General features: G+C 49.1%; 20 protein-coding genes. 15 read left to right on the top strand and 5 right to left on the bottom strand.

Going from position 1 to position 16,887, the window contains the following annotated elements; all coding sequences use genetic code 11:
• Window positions 1-122: 122 nt before the first annotated feature.
• Window positions 123-626 carry an acetyl-CoA carboxylase biotin carboxyl carrier protein gene (gene accB / locus ACEW81_RS13395; RefSeq protein ID WP_373533501.1) on the bottom strand — a complete coding sequence of 168 codons (504 nt, stop codon included), beginning with the start codon at window positions 624-626 and terminating at the stop codon, window positions 123-125.
• A gap of 13 nt (window positions 627-639) precedes the next feature.
• Entirely contained in the window at window positions 640-1,197 is a 558-nt protein-coding gene (efp, locus tag ACEW81_RS13400) for an elongation factor P (RefSeq protein ID WP_373533502.1), read from the bottom strand.
• Between the two features lie 232 nt (window positions 1,198-1,429).
• Here efp and tsaE point away from each other — a divergent pair, with 232 nt between their 5' ends.
• The 8 genes from tsaE (at window position 1,430) to ACEW81_RS13440 (ending at window position 6,753) form a co-directional block, all read left to right on the top strand.
• Window positions 1,430-1,927: a tRNA (adenosine(37)-N6)-threonylcarbamoyltransferase complex ATPase subunit type 1 TsaE gene (gene tsaE, locus ACEW81_RS13405; protein WP_373533503.1), complete on the top strand. Its 498-nt coding sequence runs from the start codon at window positions 1,430-1,432 to the stop codon at window positions 1,925-1,927.
• Window positions 1,927-2,607 (top strand): tRNA (adenosine(37)-N6)-threonylcarbamoyltransferase complex dimerization subunit type 1 TsaB, encoded by a 681-nt coding sequence (gene tsaB / locus ACEW81_RS13410; protein WP_373533504.1) that lies wholly within the window; start codon window positions 1,927-1,929, stop codon window positions 2,605-2,607. Before tsaE ends, tsaB begins: the two co-directional genes overlap by 1 nt.
• Window positions 2,608-2,806: 199 nt before the next feature.
• A complete protein-coding gene (locus ACEW81_RS13415; RefSeq protein WP_373533505.1) occupies window positions 2,807-2,959 on the top strand; it encodes a lmo0937 family membrane protein in 153 nt (50 codons plus the stop codon).
• Between the two features lie 254 nt (window positions 2,960-3,213).
• Window positions 3,214-3,726, top strand: coding sequence for a DNA starvation/stationary phase protection protein Dps (gene dps / locus ACEW81_RS13420; protein ID WP_373533506.1), 513 nt, complete (start codon window positions 3,214-3,216; stop codon window positions 3,724-3,726).
• Window positions 3,727-3,999: 273 nt separating this feature from the next.
• Entirely contained in the window at window positions 4,000-4,281 is a 282-nt protein-coding gene (locus ACEW81_RS13425) for a hypothetical protein (protein WP_373533507.1), read from the top strand.
• A gap of 210 nt (window positions 4,282-4,491) precedes the next feature.
• Complete coding sequence (locus tag ACEW81_RS13430; protein WP_373533508.1) at window positions 4,492-5,772, top strand: aminotransferase class I/II-fold pyridoxal phosphate-dependent enzyme; 1,281 nt, start codon at window positions 4,492-4,494, stop codon at window positions 5,770-5,772.
• A 191-nt stretch (window positions 5,773-5,963) separates the two neighbouring features.
• Window positions 5,964-6,437: a hypothetical protein gene (locus ACEW81_RS13435; RefSeq protein ID WP_373533509.1), complete on the top strand. Its 474-nt coding sequence runs from the start codon at window positions 5,964-5,966 to the stop codon at window positions 6,435-6,437.
• Between the two features lie 112 nt (window positions 6,438-6,549).
• Window positions 6,550-6,753: a hypothetical protein gene (locus ACEW81_RS13440; RefSeq protein ID WP_373533510.1), complete on the top strand. Its 204-nt coding sequence runs from the start codon at window positions 6,550-6,552 to the stop codon at window positions 6,751-6,753.
• Here ACEW81_RS13440 and ACEW81_RS13445 read toward each other — a convergent pair.
• The 3 genes from ACEW81_RS13445 to ACEW81_RS13455 all read right to left on the bottom strand — a co-directional run bounded on the left by ACEW81_RS13445 (window position 6,746) and on the right by ACEW81_RS13455 (window position 9,840).
• Window positions 6,746-7,405 (bottom strand): NUDIX hydrolase, encoded by a 660-nt coding sequence (locus ACEW81_RS13445; protein ID WP_373533511.1) that lies wholly within the window; start codon window positions 7,403-7,405, stop codon window positions 6,746-6,748. The two genes, ACEW81_RS13440 and ACEW81_RS13445, sit on opposite strands and share 8 nt — an antisense overlap.
• An 11-nt stretch (window positions 7,406-7,416) precedes the next feature.
• Window positions 7,417-8,514, bottom strand: coding sequence for a 4-hydroxyphenylpyruvate dioxygenase (gene hppD, locus ACEW81_RS13450; protein WP_373533512.1), 1,098 nt, complete (start codon window positions 8,512-8,514; stop codon window positions 7,417-7,419).
• 84 nt (window positions 8,515-8,598) lie between these two features.
• Window positions 8,599-9,840: a hypothetical protein gene (locus ACEW81_RS13455; protein WP_373533513.1), complete on the bottom strand. Its 1,242-nt coding sequence runs from the start codon at window positions 9,838-9,840 to the stop codon at window positions 8,599-8,601.
• Window positions 9,841-10,156: 316 nt separating this feature from the next.
• On the opposite strand from ACEW81_RS13455, the gene flgB reads away from it, so the two are divergent.
• From flgB to fliI, 7 genes are all read left to right on the top strand, one after another.
• Entirely contained in the window at window positions 10,157-10,618 is a 462-nt protein-coding gene (flgB, locus tag ACEW81_RS13460) for a flagellar basal body rod protein FlgB (RefSeq protein WP_373533514.1), read from the top strand.
• A gap of 2 nt (window positions 10,619-10,620) precedes the next feature.
• On the top strand, window positions 10,621-11,148 hold the full coding sequence (flgC, locus tag ACEW81_RS13465; protein WP_373533515.1) for a flagellar basal body rod protein FlgC: 528 nt from the start codon (window positions 10,621-10,623) through the stop codon (window positions 11,146-11,148).
• A 65-nt stretch (window positions 11,149-11,213) separates the two neighbouring features.
• Window positions 11,214-11,558, top strand: coding sequence for a flagellar hook-basal body complex protein FliE (gene fliE / locus ACEW81_RS13470; RefSeq protein WP_373533516.1), 345 nt, complete (start codon window positions 11,214-11,216; stop codon window positions 11,556-11,558).
• A 69-nt stretch (window positions 11,559-11,627) separates the two neighbouring features.
• Window positions 11,628-13,214 carry a flagellar basal-body MS-ring/collar protein FliF gene (fliF, locus tag ACEW81_RS13475; RefSeq protein WP_373533517.1) on the top strand — a complete coding sequence of 529 codons (1,587 nt, stop codon included), beginning with the start codon at window positions 11,628-11,630 and terminating at the stop codon, window positions 13,212-13,214.
• 73 nt (window positions 13,215-13,287) lie between these two features.
• Window positions 13,288-14,316: a flagellar motor switch protein FliG gene (gene fliG, locus ACEW81_RS13480; protein ID WP_373533518.1), complete on the top strand. Its 1,029-nt coding sequence runs from the start codon at window positions 13,288-13,290 to the stop codon at window positions 14,314-14,316.
• A complete protein-coding gene (locus ACEW81_RS13485) occupies window positions 14,309-15,544 on the top strand; it encodes a FliH/SctL family protein (protein WP_373533519.1) in 1,236 nt (411 codons plus the stop codon). Before fliG ends, ACEW81_RS13485 begins: the two co-directional genes overlap by 8 nt.
• Entirely contained in the window at window positions 15,544-16,875 is a 1,332-nt protein-coding gene (fliI, locus tag ACEW81_RS13490; protein ID WP_373533520.1) for a flagellar protein export ATPase FliI, read from the top strand. The genes ACEW81_RS13485 and fliI overlap by 1 nt, the downstream gene beginning before the upstream one ends.
• Window positions 16,876-16,887: the final 12 nt, after the last annotated feature.

Genomic DNA, 16,887 nt, shown 5'->3' on the forward strand with positions numbered 1-16,887 from the left:
TTACAATTCCTTGTTGTTAGCTAACTGTTTGATGAAGAAACACAAAGAGAAGCGATAAATTGATCAGCGTCATTCGGTTGTTGTAAAAGCAAACACGCAAATTCAAAAAACAGGCGTGTTGGTTATGCAGGCTCTACCAGCATAATGGCTTGACCAAATTCAACAGGCTGGCCATTTTCCACTAAAATGCGAACCACTTTGCCCGACACTTCGGATTCCAGCTCGTTCATCATCTTCATGGCTTCAATAATACACACGGTTTGCCCTTTGGAAATGTTTTGTCCCACGCTGACAAAATCGGGAGAGTCCGGTGAGGGGGCAGAATAGAAGGTGCCCACCATGGGGGAGGTCACTTTGCTGTACTTGTCTTCCAATGAGGCCGCTTTGGCGCTTTCCGCATTCACGGTGTGCGAGGAGACCGCAGGGATTTCAGCCACTGGCGCCGGAGCGGCAGGGGTGTAAACCATGGGCTGATGGCCCGGAGACTGATGCAACATGGGTTGAATGTTGTAGCCGGGCAGCTTAATGGTAACGCTTTTATCGCCGTCGCTCACAATCAGCTCCGCCAGTTTTTTTTCAAGGGCCAAATCGGCCAGTTCACGAATTTTTTCTGTATTAATATCCATCTCGTCCTACCGCCTATACCCGATCCAGATACTTGTTATCACGGGTGTCAACCCGAATGGTGGTTCCAATTTCCACAAAGAAAGGCACGTTGACCACGGCCCCGGTTTCCAGGGTGGCAGGCTTGGTGCCCCCTTGAGCGGTGTTGCCTTTTTCTGCCGGTGGGGTGTCTGTTACTTTTAATTCAACGTGTGTGGGAATGTCCACCCCGATAATTTTGGTGCCGTGGAATAGGATATGAACATTCATCTGTTCCTTCAGGTATTTAACCCCATCACCGATTGAAGACTTGGGAATGGCCACCTGATCAAAGGTAGAGGTGTTCATAAATGTGAACTCTTCCCCATCGGTGAACAAAAATTGCATTTCGTTCTTTTCCAGGTGGGCAGTGTCTACTTTTTCACCGGCCCGGAACGTTTTTTCCAGAACCTGTCCTGTTTCTACGTTTCTAAGCTTGCTGCGAACAAAGGCAGCGCCTTTTCCCGGTTTTACATGCAAGAACTCAACAATCTGCCAAAGGTTTCCATCCACAATAATGGTTAAACCGGTTTTAAAGTCGTTACTGGAAATCATTTCAGTCTTTGTTCCCTATTCACTGATAAGTTTGGGTAGGCGGCAACGGTCAAAAATCCCAAAATATACGCTTTAACGTCTTGCCGTTTCCCAAAAGAGACACCGGGGTGCGGAACGCTTCCGGCAAGTTATAAGCTTACCCGGCCCACGCCAAGCAATCAAGCAGGCTTCTGTTTGATTGCGATTTGGTATAAGGTTACCATATCCATAGCCCCTTCAAGCAACAAAAAGCATGGCTACCCTGACTTATCAATCCTGTTTGCCAATTTCTTCCCTGCAAGCGCTAGAGCGCTTTGCGGTTCAATTGGCTGCCTTTTTGAAGCCGGGTGATTTGGTGGCGCTGAATGGCCCGCTGGGGGCTGGCAAAACCACACTCACCCAAGCGTTAGGGCGAGCCATGGGTATTCAGGAGCCCATTAGCAGCCCCACCTTTGTCTTGATGAATGAATACCACAGTGGCGATTACCCGCTGATTCATCTGGATTTATACCGACTGGGCCCGCAAAACACGGCGTCTTTAGCCGAAGAGCTTTATGCGCTGGTTGATGAAGGTCGTTCGGTGGTTTTGGTAGAGTGGGCCGAATACGGTCCTTTTCTGGATGCGCTGATTACGCTCAGCCTGTCCATTCAGCACGTGGCCGATCCCGCCTTGCCGGAGTCACGATTCATTGAAATCAGCTCAAATCGTCCTTTGTTTGAAATGACAGACGATGCCGGAGGCTTGTCATAATGGCGGCGGAGACTATTTTGCATTTGGACACCACCACCGCTCGCCTGCATTTGGCCTTAAGCCGCAATGGAGAGGTACTGGTGGAAGTTTGTCAGCCTTGCCAGTCTCATCGCTATCACTCGGCTGTCATTGTGCCAGCCATTCAGGCACTGCTTCAGCAAGCAGATTTAACCCCGCAGTGCTTGACGGCTCTGGCGGTGAACCTGGGGCCTGGTAGCTTTACGGGTATTCGTACCGGCATTATTACGGCACGAACCCTGGCCCAGTTTTTAAAAATTCCGGTTTACACCTTTAACGCTTTTGAATTGCTGGCTTTTGAGGCGGATGCTCCGGTTTCGGTTTATATAGATGCCCTGCGGAGCCGGGCCTATATGGCCACGCTTTCTTTTAGGGCAAATGGCCCTGTTTACTTGCAAACACCAATACTCAAGCTGTTAGAGTCTGGTGAAATGTCTGGCTCGGCATCGACTTTGTTGATTGCTGAAACGCTGAGGCCCTTGTTTGGTTCGGACTGCTCTCCCCAGTTGATTTCAGAAGCGTTCAGTCCGGTTCAGCCGATGCTGAGTTTGATTGCTCGCTATGGTCAGCGTTTTCAGCAGCGTTGGGATGCGGTAAAGCCACTTTATGTGCAGGAACCCAGCATTACCTTAAAAAGCAAACCCTCCAAGGGCTTGGTTTAAGCGCATTTTTTTTGCAGGGTTGGGGTTACATTCTTTGGCCTACTCTCTAGTACCCAACGGGCTACCCTCTAGTGGGTCATATCTGTAACGCCCTCGTTTCTGTAAAATATCAAATTACAGCAGTTTTGTTTATATATTTTTTATTGACAGCCTTGGTTGGGTTGGCATTGATTTACTGATCGGGAAGTGAGGTTTTATTATGTTGTGGACTGTTTTTACCATTTTACTAGTACTTTGGTTGTTAGGCATGGTTTCTAATTACACCATGGGCGGTTTTATCCATATTCTATTGGTGGTCGCCATCGCTGTTTTCCTGATTCGAGTGATTGGTGGGGGCAGAACCGCCGTATAAAAAAGCCTTAAGCCTTTCTATCATCGGGTAAGCTTGCCGGGGGTAGGCTTATCCGATGATTTTAGGTGAGCCTGCTTTGAAATGTTGCTTCCCGAGGAGGATGATTGGATTTATAAGGCTTTCGGCTAATATCAATTCATCCGGGTTTTGGGTTCAATAGAATCAAGTCAACAGAGATTGACGCTATTCGCATCCGAGGCTCGGGCCAGAATTTGCAGGACACAACCCTACCTATTTGAACGAAGGAGAACCATATGGCGACTATGCCCAAAGCATCCACCAAGCAGACTTTACATTCCACCCGAATTGACTTGTCTGAACCGACCCGGCTCAAAGTGGTTGAATTGCTGAACCAGTCTCTGGCAGCCACACTGGACCTGAAAACCCATGTGAAGCAGGCCCACTGGAACGTCAAAGGCAAAGATTTTTACCAGCTGCATGAATTGTTTGATCAAATTGCCGGTGAAGTTGAGGAATTTGTGGATTTGATAGCCGAACGGGTCACCACATTAGGCGGAACCGCTATGGGTACTGCCCGCTTGGCCGCCCAAAACTCCATTTTACCGGAATATCCCCACGATATTTTTACCGGTTTGGAGCATATTAAAGCATTGGTAGAACGCTTTGCGGCCTTCGGTGCGCATATTCGCACAGCGATTGACACCTGCGACGAGTTAGGCGATGCCACCACCGCCGATTTGTACACCCAGATATCTCGTAATATTGATATGCGACTGTGGTTTCTGGAAGCCCATATCCAGGCATAAAACACCCTTTAACCAGCATCAAGCGGCGCTTCACACCAGCGAAGCGCCGCTTTTGCTTGAAGGTTTGAAAAAAGTTGAACCATTAGCAGCACCATTATTTTTTCAGGTACGTTAAAAGATTTAAAGCCGTTTTTTCATTCATGAGCGAGGGTTTGTTGAATGTAGTTAAGTTTCTTTGCTAAGGCATAAAATCATAAAAGAAGGGCTGCTATGGGTGCCTCTTAAACTCGCAATATTCCATCAACATAAGCAAACCTAATGTTTAAGGAGATCATGTTTAGCAGAATTTATCACTTGCGTTTTGTTCCTGACAACAGGGTAGTTCCAAAGTACTCTGGTCAATTTAGCCAACCTTGTTTTTCAGGAAAGGCCCCTCAAAAAGCCGCTCCGACGGTGAAGCAATCAGAGCCATGGACGCTGAAAGATTTTTGGGCTGTGTTTAAGGATGTTTTTAAAGAGCTGGTGATCACCGTGGGCAGTTCTGTTTCCGCTGTATTTGCAATAGTGGCCTTACCCCTGCAACTATTTTTTCAGCGTTTTAAAAACAAAAAATAGTGATTCCAGCGTATTTGCGCTGCCCCAAAGGGCTTGAGTGACTGTTCAAGGTTTGGTTTGGGCTTCGTCCTATTTTTTGGCTTTGTGGTATATATAGATAGTTTTTACCCCCATCTTCCAGCATTTTTTAGTGCCTTGTGGGCTCTGTTTTCTTGCATTCCCGTTTCGTGTTCGCTCTGTGTTAAAGCACCATAAAGGAACCATCCGGCCATGACCACCCTTTCTGAAGCCAAATCCGGTGAATTTAGCGTTAAAAATCTGTATTCCGACTACTGCGCCAATATGGAAACCTATATTATGTTCCGTATTTCGGCTCGGGTAGTGGAATTAACCCCCGAGCTGGAGAAAAAAGGCCGCCCGCCAATCAAAATGAGCATTGGCGCTCCCACCATCGAGCCTCCCAAAGCCCTGCTGGACTACTTTGTAAAAACGTTGTCCGAACCCAACATCCACACGTACTCGGTACCCAAGGGCGAAAAGTTTTTGCTGGATGCCATTGCCCAGCGCATGAAATCCCGGTTTGGGGTGGACCTAAACCCGGCCACTGAAGTTACTTCTCTCCTTGGCTCCAAAGAAGGCTTGGCCAATATGTTTCGGGCCATTATCACCCCCCGGCTGGATATGAAGGAACGGGATATTATTTTAACCCCCGATCCCGGCTACGCCTCTTATGTGGATGCCATTGAAATCGCGGGTGGCCATAGTTACCCCACTCCGCTGAACCTTGAAAACAACTACCTGCCGGACTTGGATGTGGCTGTTGAGAATTTGAAAAAAGACGGTTTCGATCCGGCCCGTTTAAAAGCCGTCATTATCAACTATCCCAGCAATCCCATCGGGGCCACCGCTCCATTTAGCTACTATGAGCAAGTCGTGGCCTTTGCCCGCAAGCATCAGATTCTGGTGATTAGCGATGTGGCCTACTCTGAAATGTACTTTAACGGGCAGGAAGCGCCACACAGTATTCTGGAAGTGGCAGGGGCCAAGGATTTGGCAGTTGAATTCCACAGCCTGAGCAAGCCCTATGCCATGACTGGCTGGCGGATTGGTTTTGCGGTGGGCAACGCCGATGCGGTGGGTATTCTGGCCAAAGTAAAAGGCACCATGGACAGCGGCATCTTCAGAGCGGTGCAAAAAGCGGCCGCCTTTGCCCTCACCAGCCCCGAGTGCGATCAGTACATTAAAAACTGCAACCAGATGTACGCCGAGAACCAGAAAATGATGGTGGCTGGCTTCAAGCGTTTGGGTTGGCCGGTGGAAGATCTCAATCCCCCCAAGGCCACTTTTTACTTGTGGTTGCCCATTCCCCGTAACTACACCTCTTGCGAGAAATTTGCCGCTGACGTGCTGGAAAAATCAGGGGTGGTGCTGGTTCCCGGAACGGCCTTTGGCAAAACCGGCGAGGGATTTGTTCGTTTGTCTCTGGTAAACCCCCGGCACGAGCTGGAAGCGGTCATCAACCGCATGGAAGAAGATGGCTTCCTCTATTAAGCCTGTTTTTTAAAAAACTTTGAATGACTTGAAAACCCGCCTTTGCGTTTGTAAAGGCGGGTTTTGGTTTGAACGGATGTTTCCTGCGAAAACTCCTTTTTTCAGAGGGATGCTCCACAAGCAATGGCTTTGTATAATAGAAGTAGCTATAGGCTTTTCCCCAAAAAATTCCCAAGGAGCGTTAGAACGGTATGGCATCCCCACAGCCCGCCCCTCAGTCGCGTTATCAGGAAGAAGCAGGCACTTTTTTGTCCACCATGGGCGAAATGGCCCCTCAAATCCAGCTGGATTATTCGGTGGAAAGCTTGCAGCGCCTCGATCAGTTTATTAGTGAGCATTTTGACAGCAATAGCGCCAAGGACGTGGGTGAAACCCTGCTATTAAGAATTGGCAGCTATGTGGGTGAAGTGATTATCCGCCATTTGGGCGGCCACTGGAACGAACAGGGCCAGCCCGAAGTGAATGAAGTGGGTCCTATCGATGTGATTTACCCGTTGGATAAAGCCCAGAAGCGCTTTGAGAACGGTAAAGAGGATTCTTTGGCCTGGTATTACCACTCTATCGCCAAGCAGGCTTATGAAGCCGAGTTAACCCAGCACCCGAACGCTCAGGCGTCTGCCGGGGAAGGGATTCTTGGTTTGTTTAAAGGCTTTTTTAAAAAATAAGCGCTTCCTTGTGTGTCTTGCGGGGGGTATCTTGCGGGTTGTGTTTTGCTGGCCTTATGGTTTTGAGGTTGTATGATGGCATTCATACCAGTGGAGTGGGATTTTTTTGAGTATGTCGATACAAAACGTGAACGTACCTGACATGAATAAAGCCTTTTTAAACGCCATGGAGCAAAATCGGCGTCAGGCGCATTTAAAGCCAGGAACCGCCAATCACGCGCAAGTGGACATTTTGACCCTGGGCTTTAGCCAACTGCATAACGATTTGGTGCAATTGTCCAGTCAGCTTGCTAAACAAAAGCCGCCTGTTAATTAAAGTCGGTGGGTCGATCCGGGTTACGGTGATGCTCAAATAAAAGGGCGATTTGCTCAGGCGTAATGCGCTGGGTAGAAAGCTCAGGCAGCTCATCTGGCCCAAAAAAGCCAACCCCTTGGGATTCAAGCCCGGTGGAGATACTTCCACCCGTTATTTCACAAGCCATAAACACCTTATAAATATGATAAGGCGAAATGGGGTGGGAATAGAATTTTTTGTCCAGCATGGCCAGCATTTTAACGGGGCGAACTTCCAGTCCCGCTTCCTCTTGCACTTCCTTGGCCGCTACTTCAGCGGGGCTGAGGCCAATATCGGCCCATCCACCGGGAATGGTCCAGCGACTATCCCATTTTTCTTGCACCATCAGCAGCTTGCCCGCTTGAAACACTACGCCACGCACATCCACTTTGGGGGTAAGATACCCTTCCTCATTGGCAAACAGGTCTTCCACCCGAGAGGTATCCATTTGGGCAAAGTCGGCCATCATGGCCACACTTAATTTCAGCAGCACTTCATAGCGCTCCAGATCAAAAGGATCTTTGGCATAAGTCAGCCCCCAGCGGGCAATGGCGTGAACTTGCTTAATCCACTCCAGCCAGGGATGAATCAAGCCAGGGCTGGTGTTGGTTGCGGAAGAAGGCTCAGACGGCATGTGCTCCACTCCTACAATACGCCCCGGCGTTCCTGATCCCGCTCAATGGACTCAAACAGCGCCTTGAAGTTGCCTTCGCCAAAGGCGTGATGGTTTTTACGTTGAATCATTTCAATAAAGATAGGGCCAAACAGGTTTTTGGTGAATATTTGCAGCAAGTAGCCCTCTTCATCACCATCCACCAGAATTTGCAGCCGCTGAATGCCTGCCCGGTCTTCGGTGACGTTGGGTACCCGCTCAAAGACCTCATCATAATAGCTGTCGCTGATATCCAGCGTTTCAATACCTGTACCCTTAAGCTTTTCAACCGATTCCAGCAGGTTGGCGCTCAGGAAAGCCAGATGCTGGACGCCAGCGCCCCGGTATTCCCGCAGGTACTCTTCAATTTGCGATTTGGACTCATTCCCCTCGTTAATGGGAATGGAAAATGAGCCATCCGGGGAGCGCAGCGCAAAGGAGGTCAGCCCGGTTTTTTGGCCCTTGATGTCAAAATAGCGGACTTCATTAAACCCAAAAATATGTTTGTAAAAATTTGCCCAGTAGGCCATGGTGTTTTTATACACGTTGTTGGTGAGGTGATCCACCACCAAAAAGCCTTTATCCGGTACTATTTCTGGCGATTCCAGCGGTACAAAGCCTTCGCTTTGCAGAAAGCTGGTTTGGCTGGGGTTGGCGGCATCCAGTTTAACGGATTGCGGGTTGCCCACAAAATAAATAACGCTATCCCCAATGCCATAAATGCGGGGTAAGGCCAAATCGCAATCCCCGATTTTACCGGGTTCAAAGGGGCTGGCCCCCAGTTCAATGGCTTTTTGGCAGGCGGTTTCGGCGTCTTCTACCCGCCAGCCCATGGCGCAAATGGAGGTGCCGTGTTGTTCGGCAAAAGCCCGTTCGTACCCGCTTTCTCCGTGGTTTACCAGCACATGAATGTCATTTTGCCGGTAGTAGAACAGTTTTTTCTCCCGATGCTTCATGAGCTTGGAAAAGCCAAACCCCTTTAGCACTTTGTCCACGTATTCCGGCTCGTGGGTGGCAAATTGAATAAACTCAATCCCTTTTAGCCCCAGTGGATTAACCGTTTCTCCCTGATACTCGGATACATGCCCCATCTTGATTCCCTCCCAAAGCGTTCCACGACATGCTAAGTAGCATATCAAAAAGACACCCATTCCCCAAGGTTAGCTCAGGACTTTTTAAGCGGCTTTAAAGTCTTGAAGCGGGTCTAATTTAAAAATCTCTTTGTAAATTTGATAAATCTCTTTTCCGGGCTGAGTGCGGCAGAGTTCCTGAGGGTTTGATTTAAAGGTGTCCAAAGTGACTGTCAAAAACTCTAAATCATTGAAAAAAGCGTAACCTCTTAATCCGGTTGCCGTATGCCGATTCCACAGTGAGCGAATCCAGCCAGGTGGTCCTGCGTCTTTTCTAGAATGTAGCGTTTTTAATTGTGTTCGGGCTTTTAAAAAAAGGTTTTTTTGTGTTTCAGACATGCTGGGTAATACTTCACCACCCGTGCTATCGCTTAAAGCATGAATAAACTCATGTTGAGAGGTATAAGGCCTCTTCATTCCCTTAAGGGCTTCTTGCCATAACGATTCTTCATTTAGAAAAATTAAATTAAAGCCAGGTTTAAACTGCCCGGAGCTGGCCCATGCCCTCTCTTTTCCGATAATGAAACGCAGTGGATGTTTGGAGTCAGTTAATAGTTGTTTGGCTTGCTCTGGATTTTTAAATAGTATGTCTGAAATGCTGGAGGCAATTAAGTAACGGGTGGAAGGGTCTTTCAATGGTTCTGCGCCAGACTGTAAAACCTGCTTGGATAAACTTTGATCAGAGATGTGCTTAGCGTTTTCTTGCATTATCTCTACAATTATTTTAAATAAAGTGTTTCTAGCCTGCTTGCTAAAAGGGAATGACACATAAAGCTTGATGATTTTCCAAAGCGTGTCAATGCCGTTTTTTTTAAAAGGGTGAGTAGGAATATCCTGCAAGTTATAAAGTTTATGAATTGCCTTTTTTGCAGGCTTTAATGTTTTCATTTCATAAAATTCAGCTTGGTTCATAATGTTGTTAACCAAAGCATCGTATTGTTTTAAATGCTTTAAATCGTTCTTTTGAGTCAGGATTTGCCGGTAGGGTAAAACACTGGTTAATAAATCTGGATTCTGGTTTAAGTTATATTGGGCTCTTTTTTGGAAAAGTGGCTTTTGAGCTTTTGTGATGAAAAATTGACCAAAAATTTTCGGCGCTCTTTGAATAAGTCGCTCTAATTCCTTTTCTAGCTTCGGATCAGAAGGGGTAACTTCTTCCTTTGAAGTGGTTATGGTTTTTCCAAATAATACAGCTGAAGCAAGAGGGGATTTGTGGACAAATGCTTTTCTGTCTCTATTTATGATATCGGGCCTAGGGTAGGCTTGTTTTTCAGTTGCAATTTTCATCGAACTTAATTCTCACAATCAACTTGTACAACTTAAAACCGAGCCTGCTTTTTTTGTGCCCTTTTCAATTTTGGCAAAACGGAAATTTTGGGTAGTCGGTTCTGATGATCAGAAACGATTGTATTGGGAGGGAGGCATGGCCAAAGTTAAACGCGACGCAGGAGTTTGCCGGATAGTTGGCCGCTAAACATCGGCCATGTGGCGGAGCCTTTAATAGGCAAGTTACACCCTGTGGATGAGGAAAAGCGGGGGGCGCTCATCTAAATTGAAAGAAGGAAACGAGTGAGATCAATAAAGATTTGGTGTGGACTAAGCGATGGATTTAATTACATCTCTCACATCCCAGGTAATGAACAAGGCGCTGGATGGCTTATCCAAGCGGCATAAAGCCATTGCCAGCAACCTGGCCAACGTGGATACCCCCCATTACAAACGGCGGGACGTTACCTTTGAAGGCGCTCTCAATCACGCCATTCGTGAGATCAAAGGGCAGGGTTCTCTGGCCCGTAAGCAAGCTTCTAATGAGGATCCGCTCCCTATGCGGGTCAGTCGCAGCGAACATATTCCTGTGGGCCATATGGCGGCCTCTTTAGAGGAGGTCAATCCGGCCTTTACCGAAGCCGAGGATATGGAATACCGCATGGACGGCAACTCGGTGGATGTGGAAACCGAGATGGTGCAACTGGCTAAAAATACGGAACGGTTTAACGCAGTGGCCAAAATGGAAAGCGGTTATTTCCGGGGGCTGCGCTCCGTGATTACCGGTGGAGGTAGTTAATTATGGATTCTTTTGATATTACGGCGTCAGCCCTGACCGCCCAGCGCTTGCGGATGGATGCCATTTCCAGCAACCTGGCCAACGTCAACACCACCCGCAAGCCGGATGGTTCTATCGGGGCCTATCGTCGTAAAAATGTGGTTTTCGCTCCCATTATGGAGCAGGCGGGCAATCGGTTTTCCATGCCGGGTGGCGGCAACTTCGGGGATTCCATTCCCATGCGTGGGGCCAAAAATGGCTTAAGCATCGGGGCCAATGGGCGGCCTTTGCTCACGGGCAGCGTTAGTCATGCCGAGTTTAACGGGGCGGGGGTGCAGGTGACTCAAATTAACGAAGATGACAAAAACCCCATGCGCATGGTTTATGACCCCCAACACCCGGATGCCGACGCAAAGGGCTATGTGGAAATGCCCAACGTGAATGTGGTAACCGAGATGGTGGATATGATTTCCGCCTCCAGAGCTTATGAGGCCAATGTAACCGCCTTGCAGTCGGTAAAAGGGATGAATCAGGCCGCTTTGGAAATTTAGGATTTATAAGATTTAGCAATTGAGAAACGACACGTTTCTTACAAGTGGATTCAGGAGCGTACACCGTGGAAAGTATCAGCAATAATTTAGCCGGAAGCGATATTTTGCTTAGCCGCATGCAGTCGGATTCGGCCATTAAAAAAGCGGAAGCCAAGCAGGAAAATGGTGCCGATGGCATTGGCGGCGTTTTAAACAGCTTTGGCAATATCCTGAAAGAGCAAATAGGCCATATTAGCCAACTGGAAGCGGAAGCGGGCGAAGCCAAGCAAATTTACGCCACCGGTGGGGATATTGAATTACACAACGTGTTAATTGCGGGCGAAAAAGCGGAATTATCGCTGCAACTGGCCATGCAAGTGCGCAACAAGATGGTGGCCGCTTATCAGGAAGTGAGTCATATGTCGGTGTAACGGTTTTCAAAGCGTTAGCCGGTTTCAATAGATTTAAACGATGTCGTAGCGGAAAGTGGATAGCAGGGCATGAACGAAAGAATGAATTCAATACTGGGCGGATTTGCCGCCCGTTGGGGAATGCTCAGTTTCAATCAGAGAGTGATGCTGGGTACTTTGTTGATGGCCATGATTCTGTCTACTTTTTTCGTGTTTCAGCGCACCAACGATGATTATGATATTCTGTACGACAACATGAGCTTGCCGGACGCTGCGGCGGCGGTTGAAAAACTGAAGGGTCTGCACGAGCCTTACCGCATAGCCAATGGCGGCCACACCTTGTTGGTGCCTCGTGGCAAAAAGAATGAGCTGGTTTTGGCCACCGCCAATGAATTAACCGGGGAAAACACCATAAATTTAGCTAAAATACCACCCGTGCTGCAAGGCGATGTGCAAAAAGAGTGGATTAAAAAGCTGAATACCCAGGAAATCGCCGGGATTTTAAATTCGATTCAGGGCATTAAAAACGCTCAGGTGATTGTCAGCCAGCCGGAGCATTCCGTGTTTTCTGATGATGAGCAACCGGTCACCGCCTCAGTCATGCTGATGGTGGAACCCGGTTTTCGCTTGCACGATGAACAGATTAAAGTGATTAAAAACCTAGTGTCTCACGCCGTACCGGGCTTGAAGGCCGAAAATGTAGCCATTGCCGATAACTCCGGCAACCCCCTGGTGGGCCCCAGTAGCGTGATGGCCAATGGTCAAAGCGAGGCGGACTTACGCCAAAAAGCCTACGAGGATAAAGTTACCAAAAAAGTGCTGAGTATTTTGGCCCCGGTGGTCGGGAAAGAAAACGCCGTGGTTTCCGTCAGCGCCATCCTGAATTTTGATCAGGCTGAATCCGAGATTAACCGGGTGATTCCCTCAGGCGGTGGATCGGAAAACCCCACTGGTCTTGCGGTTAGCCAGCAAAGCGATGTAGAAGAGTATTCGGGCGGCAAAAAGCCCACCTCCGAAGGGGGACCCGCCGGTGTGGAAAGCAACGCCGCTCCTTCCTATCAGGGAGAAGTCCAGAAAGACAAGGACAACAATTACAAGCGCAGCAAAACCACCACCAACTACACCAACTCCGAAGAGCATAAGAAAGTCATCTACGCCCCCGGTACGGTGGAACGGATGACGGTGGCCGTGGTGCTGAACAAGGTATTAACCGCTAAAGAAACTCAGGAAATCAGTGAGCTGGTACAGAACGCGGCGGGTGTTGATATTTCTCGGGGCGATTCGGTGGATATTAAAGGCTTCCAGTTCTCTTCCAAGCCCACCAACCCGGAAGAGGCTTTAACTCAGGCCGCCAAGGCCGCCGCCCAGCAGAATTTCTATCTGCAACTGGCCTCGGTGGGCGCCATGCTGATTCTGGGTATCGCGGCTATGTTTATCTTCTATACGCTGTTCAGAAAGCCTGCTGAAGGCCAGATTGTGGAAGAATCGGAAGAAGAGTACAGCTACCTGAGCGCCGAGGACAGCGCCACTCAATTGCTGGAAGAAACCTCCTTCCCCGCCCTGGAAACCAAGATGGACCCTGAGGTGGAGCATATGAAATCTTCGATTAGCACTTTGGTAACCGATGATCCGGCGGAAGCGGCCAGAGTATTGATGACCTATATGAAAGAGATGTAAGATCTGCGATAATGAATTAAAAAACAATCAATTGGTGTGGACTCAGTAAGCGTTAGGCGGATTCATCAGCATTATGAGCAGCGAAGCCCTTTCCATCAGGCATATGACCAATTCCCAGAAGGTAGCGGCTTTGCTGATTGCCTTGGGGCCCAAAACGGCTTCCGAAATTATGAAAAACATCGAGGACGAGATTGAGGTCGAGCATATCGCCCTGGAAATCGCCTCGTTGCAGCGTATTAACCCGGAAACACTGAACGCCATTTTGGCTGAATTTTATTCCCTGTTTCAAGCCAGCGGCTACTTGGCCTCGGGTGGGGTTTCATACGCGCGTCAACTGTTGAACGAGGCCTATGGGGAAAATCAGGCGGATAAAATTCTGGAACGTCTGGTAGCCACCCTGCAAACCAACCCTTTTGATTTTTTCAACAACGCGGATCCCGCTCAGCTGGCCACTTCTTTTCAAAATGAAAACCCTCAACTGGTTGCGCTGGTGCTGGCTTATCTCAAGCCGGAACGATCGGCTGCGGTTTTGGGGGCTTTGTCTCCCGAAATGCAGGCCGATGTGGCTCAGCGCATCGCCGAAATGGATCGCACCAACCCGGAAGTACTGCGGGAAGTGGAGCGGATTATGGAAAACAAGTTCTCTTCTGTGGTAACTGCCGACTTTAGTATGGCGGGTGGGGTGGAATCACTGGCAGAAATTATCAACCGTAGCGATCGCACCACGGAAAAAGCCATTCTGGATAGTCTGGAAATGAAAGATCCCGAAATTGCCGAACAGGTGCGGGAACTGATGTTTGTATTTGAGGATATTATTCATCTGGACGATCGTTCCATTCAGCGGGTGCTGCGTGAAGTGGATACCAAGGATCTGGCCCTGTCTCTCAAAGGCTCCAATACCGATGTACAGGAAAAAATCTTCCGCAACATGTCTGAACGGGCCACCACCATGCTCAAGGATGATATGGACTACATGGGCCCAGTACGAGCCAAGGATGTTCAGGAAAAACAAACCTTTATCGTCAGTATTATTCGAGCGTTAGAAGGCACTGGCGAAATTGTAGTGTCTCGAGGTAGTGAGGAGGACGACTTCATTGAGTAAGTTTGTCCAGAAAGTGGTTCGATACCGCTACGAGCCGGTGGCGGACCCGCTCAGCTCAGCTTCTCACATTCAGGGGGAAGCGGTTGCTGTTGGGCAGACCTATCATTTGGAAAGCGATGCCCAGTTTAAACGGGATTTGGAGCAATCGTTATCCGAAATTGTTAAAAAACGGCTTCAGGAAGCCGAAGATGAGGCCATTGGTCTGGTTCAGGTTGCGGAGCGCACCGCTGAAAGTAATGCCAAGCAAATTGCGGATGATATTTTAAGCAAGGCCAACGCTCAGGCCAAAGAGATGGTGGAAACCGCTCAGGCTCAGGTGGATTCCATTCAAGAAGCTGCCCATGAGGAAGGCTTTAAGATGGGTTTTCAGGAAGGCTACGCCGATGCCACCACTCAGGTGGAGCAAGAGGTGGTTGGCCTCTTGCAAAGCGCTCATCTGGTGACTGACAATGCATATCGGGCTGAAAAGCTGATTTTAAAAAATTATGAGAAAAATGCGCTGGCCCTGATTGAACATCTGGCTCGTAAAATTCTACAGCGAGAGTTGAAGGATGATTCTGAAACCTTGCTGAATATGGTGCATCATGCCGTGGAAAGCCTTTACTTGACGGGGAAAATCAAGATGGTGTTAAACCCTCAGGTTTTACAGGAGCTGCGGGCCTTTAGCGGGGCCACGGAATCGGCCATGACCCGCATGAGCCGCTTTGAGTTTGTGGTGGACCCTTTGCTGGAACTGACTCAGGTTTTTATTGTGAGCGAAGAGGGCGCTTTTGATTTAAGTATGGAGAAGCAGGTGGCCCAGTTAATGGCCCCCTTGGCCGCTGCGGTAAGCTTACCCCGGCCAGAAACGATGGATACCCACACCGATCCATCTGCTGAGAACATCGATAGCCCCACGGACTTGCAATCGGCCAATGCGTTGAATTTGTCTTTACTGGAGCCGGAAGCGGCCTCAGAAACCATTTTGGAAGATGCCCCGGCACTGACTGTGGAGGCTGGCCTATTGGCAGACTCGCTTGAAGGGCCTTTGGTGTTCCCCCCGGAACTTTTGTTGGCCGAGGCGTTTGAGGCGGCAGAACCCAGTGACCCCAAGGCGGCCCTGCCAGAGGCCCTTGGTGAGCTGGATGATGTGCTTTCTCTCTCAGCGCCCCTGCCAGAGCCAGAGTCGCCTTCGGGGGTAAAACCTTACCATTTTCAGGATCTGGACCCTGAACAGGATTTGCTTTAATGTTGGCCCCTGAAGACATTGGAGCCTTGCTGAACTTGCTGGACAAGGCCGAGCCTTATCAGCAGATTGGTCTGGTGGATCAGGTCATTGGGCTGGTCATCGAGTCCAAAGGGCCTAAAGCCAAAATTGCCGATGTTTGCCTGATTGAGACCGGTGATCCTTTTACCCCCCATATCCCTGCGGAAGTGGTGGGTTTTAAGGAAGGAAAAATTTTGCTGATGCCGCTGGGCGAAATGGGAAACTTGTCCCCCGGCGCCAGAGTGTTTAACACGGGCCAGTCTTTTCAGGTAAATGTGGGGCCAGAGCTTTTGGGGCGGGTGTTGGATGGCTTGGGGAATCCCATTGATGATCGCTATCCCATTTCCGATAATTTAAAGTTTCATGTGCACGCCCATGCCCCCCACCCCCTAAAGCGGAAGGAAATTACCGAGGTCATCCCGTTGGGGGTGAAATCCATTGATGGATTCAATACCATTGGCAAAGGCCAGAGAATCGGGATTTTTGCGGGTTCCGGGGTGGGTAAATCAACCACCCTGGGTATGATTGCCCGCAATACCGAAGCGGATTTAAGTGTGATTGCCCTGATTGGGGAACGGGGCCGTGAGGTACAGGATTTTATCGAGCATTCTTTGGGGGCGGAAGGTATGAAGCGTTCAGTGGTGGTGGTTTCCACCTCGGAACAACCGGCATTGATGAAAATAAAAGCCGCTTTGGTGGCGACCACCGTGGCCGAGTATTTTCGTAAAAATGGCAAAAATGTGCTGCTGATGATGGACTCTTTAACCCGTGTGGCCATGGCCTTGCGGGAAGTGGGTCTGGCGGTTGGAGAACCCCCTACCACCCGAGGCTACACCCCCAGCGTGTTCGCCTTTATGCCCAAGTTGCTGGAGCGAAGCGGTACTTCTGATAAGGGTTCTATTACCGGCTTGTATACGGTGCTGGTGGAAGGCGACGATATGAACGAGCCAGTTGCCGATACAGTGAGAGGCTTGCTGGATGGCCACATTGTGCTAAGCCGGGAGCTGGCTCACCAGAATCATTTTCCGGCGGTGGACGTGCTGTCCTCGGTCAGTCGTTTGATGACCGCCATTGCCGATAAAGCGCACCGGGACGCCGCAGGAAAAATTCGGGATTTAATGGCCCTTTACAAGCGCTCTGAAGACCTCATTAACATTGGCGCCTACGTGCAAGGGGCAAACCCCAAGCTGGATCAGGCCGTGATTTTGAAGAATGAGATTGACGAGTTGCTCAAGCAGGAAATTGAGTCCAACGCGCCTTTTTCGGAAACGGTTGAAAAAATGTTGCAAATTGCGGCCAAAGCCAAGTTTTAGCGTCAGCCACCG

It is taken from the genome of Vampirovibrio sp. (assembly GCF_041737375.1).
GTDB lineage: Bacteria > Cyanobacteriota > Vampirovibrionia > Vampirovibrionales > Vampirovibrionaceae > Vampirovibrio.

What these genes read in the sequence shown, in the direction of transcription:
- accB (WP_373533501.1), bottom strand. Translation starts at nt 626, where the DNA reads ATGGATATTAATACAGAAAAAATTCGTGAACTGGCCGATTTGGCCCTT.
- efp (WP_373533502.1), bottom strand. Translation starts at nt 1,197, where the DNA reads ATGATTTCCAGTAACGACTTTAAAACCGGTTTAACCATTATTGTGGAT.
- tsaE (WP_373533503.1), top strand. Translation starts at nt 1,430, where the DNA reads ATGGCTACCCTGACTTATCAATCCTGTTTGCCAATTTCTTCCCTGCAA.
- tsaB (WP_373533504.1), top strand. Translation starts at nt 1,927, where the DNA reads ATGGCGGCGGAGACTATTTTGCATTTGGACACCACCACCGCTCGCCTG.
- ACEW81_RS13415 (WP_373533505.1), top strand. Translation starts at nt 2,807, where the DNA reads ATGTTGTGGACTGTTTTTACCATTTTACTAGTACTTTGGTTGTTAGGC.
- dps (WP_373533506.1), top strand. Translation starts at nt 3,214, where the DNA reads ATGGCGACTATGCCCAAAGCATCCACCAAGCAGACTTTACATTCCACC.
- ACEW81_RS13425 (WP_373533507.1), top strand. Translation starts at nt 4,000, where the DNA reads ATGTTTAGCAGAATTTATCACTTGCGTTTTGTTCCTGACAACAGGGTA.
- ACEW81_RS13430 (WP_373533508.1), top strand. Translation starts at nt 4,492, where the DNA reads ATGACCACCCTTTCTGAAGCCAAATCCGGTGAATTTAGCGTTAAAAAT.
- ACEW81_RS13435 (WP_373533509.1), top strand. Translation starts at nt 5,964, where the DNA reads ATGGCATCCCCACAGCCCGCCCCTCAGTCGCGTTATCAGGAAGAAGCA.
- ACEW81_RS13440 (WP_373533510.1), top strand. Translation starts at nt 6,550, where the DNA reads ATGTCGATACAAAACGTGAACGTACCTGACATGAATAAAGCCTTTTTA.
- ACEW81_RS13445 (WP_373533511.1), bottom strand. Translation starts at nt 7,405, where the DNA reads ATGCCGTCTGAGCCTTCTTCCGCAACCAACACCAGCCCTGGCTTGATT.
- hppD (WP_373533512.1), bottom strand. Translation starts at nt 8,514, where the DNA reads ATGGGGCATGTATCCGAGTATCAGGGAGAAACGGTTAATCCACTGGGG.
- ACEW81_RS13455 (WP_373533513.1), bottom strand. Translation starts at nt 9,840, where the DNA reads ATGAAAATTGCAACTGAAAAACAAGCCTACCCTAGGCCCGATATCATA.
- flgB (WP_373533514.1), top strand. Translation starts at nt 10,157, where the DNA reads ATGGATTTAATTACATCTCTCACATCCCAGGTAATGAACAAGGCGCTG.
- flgC (WP_373533515.1), top strand. Translation starts at nt 10,621, where the DNA reads ATGGATTCTTTTGATATTACGGCGTCAGCCCTGACCGCCCAGCGCTTG.
- fliF (WP_373533517.1), top strand. Translation starts at nt 11,628, where the DNA reads ATGAACGAAAGAATGAATTCAATACTGGGCGGATTTGCCGCCCGTTGG.
- fliG (WP_373533518.1), top strand. Translation starts at nt 13,288, where the DNA reads ATGAGCAGCGAAGCCCTTTCCATCAGGCATATGACCAATTCCCAGAAG.
- fliI (WP_373533520.1), top strand. Translation starts at nt 15,544, where the DNA reads ATGTTGGCCCCTGAAGACATTGGAGCCTTGCTGAACTTGCTGGACAAG.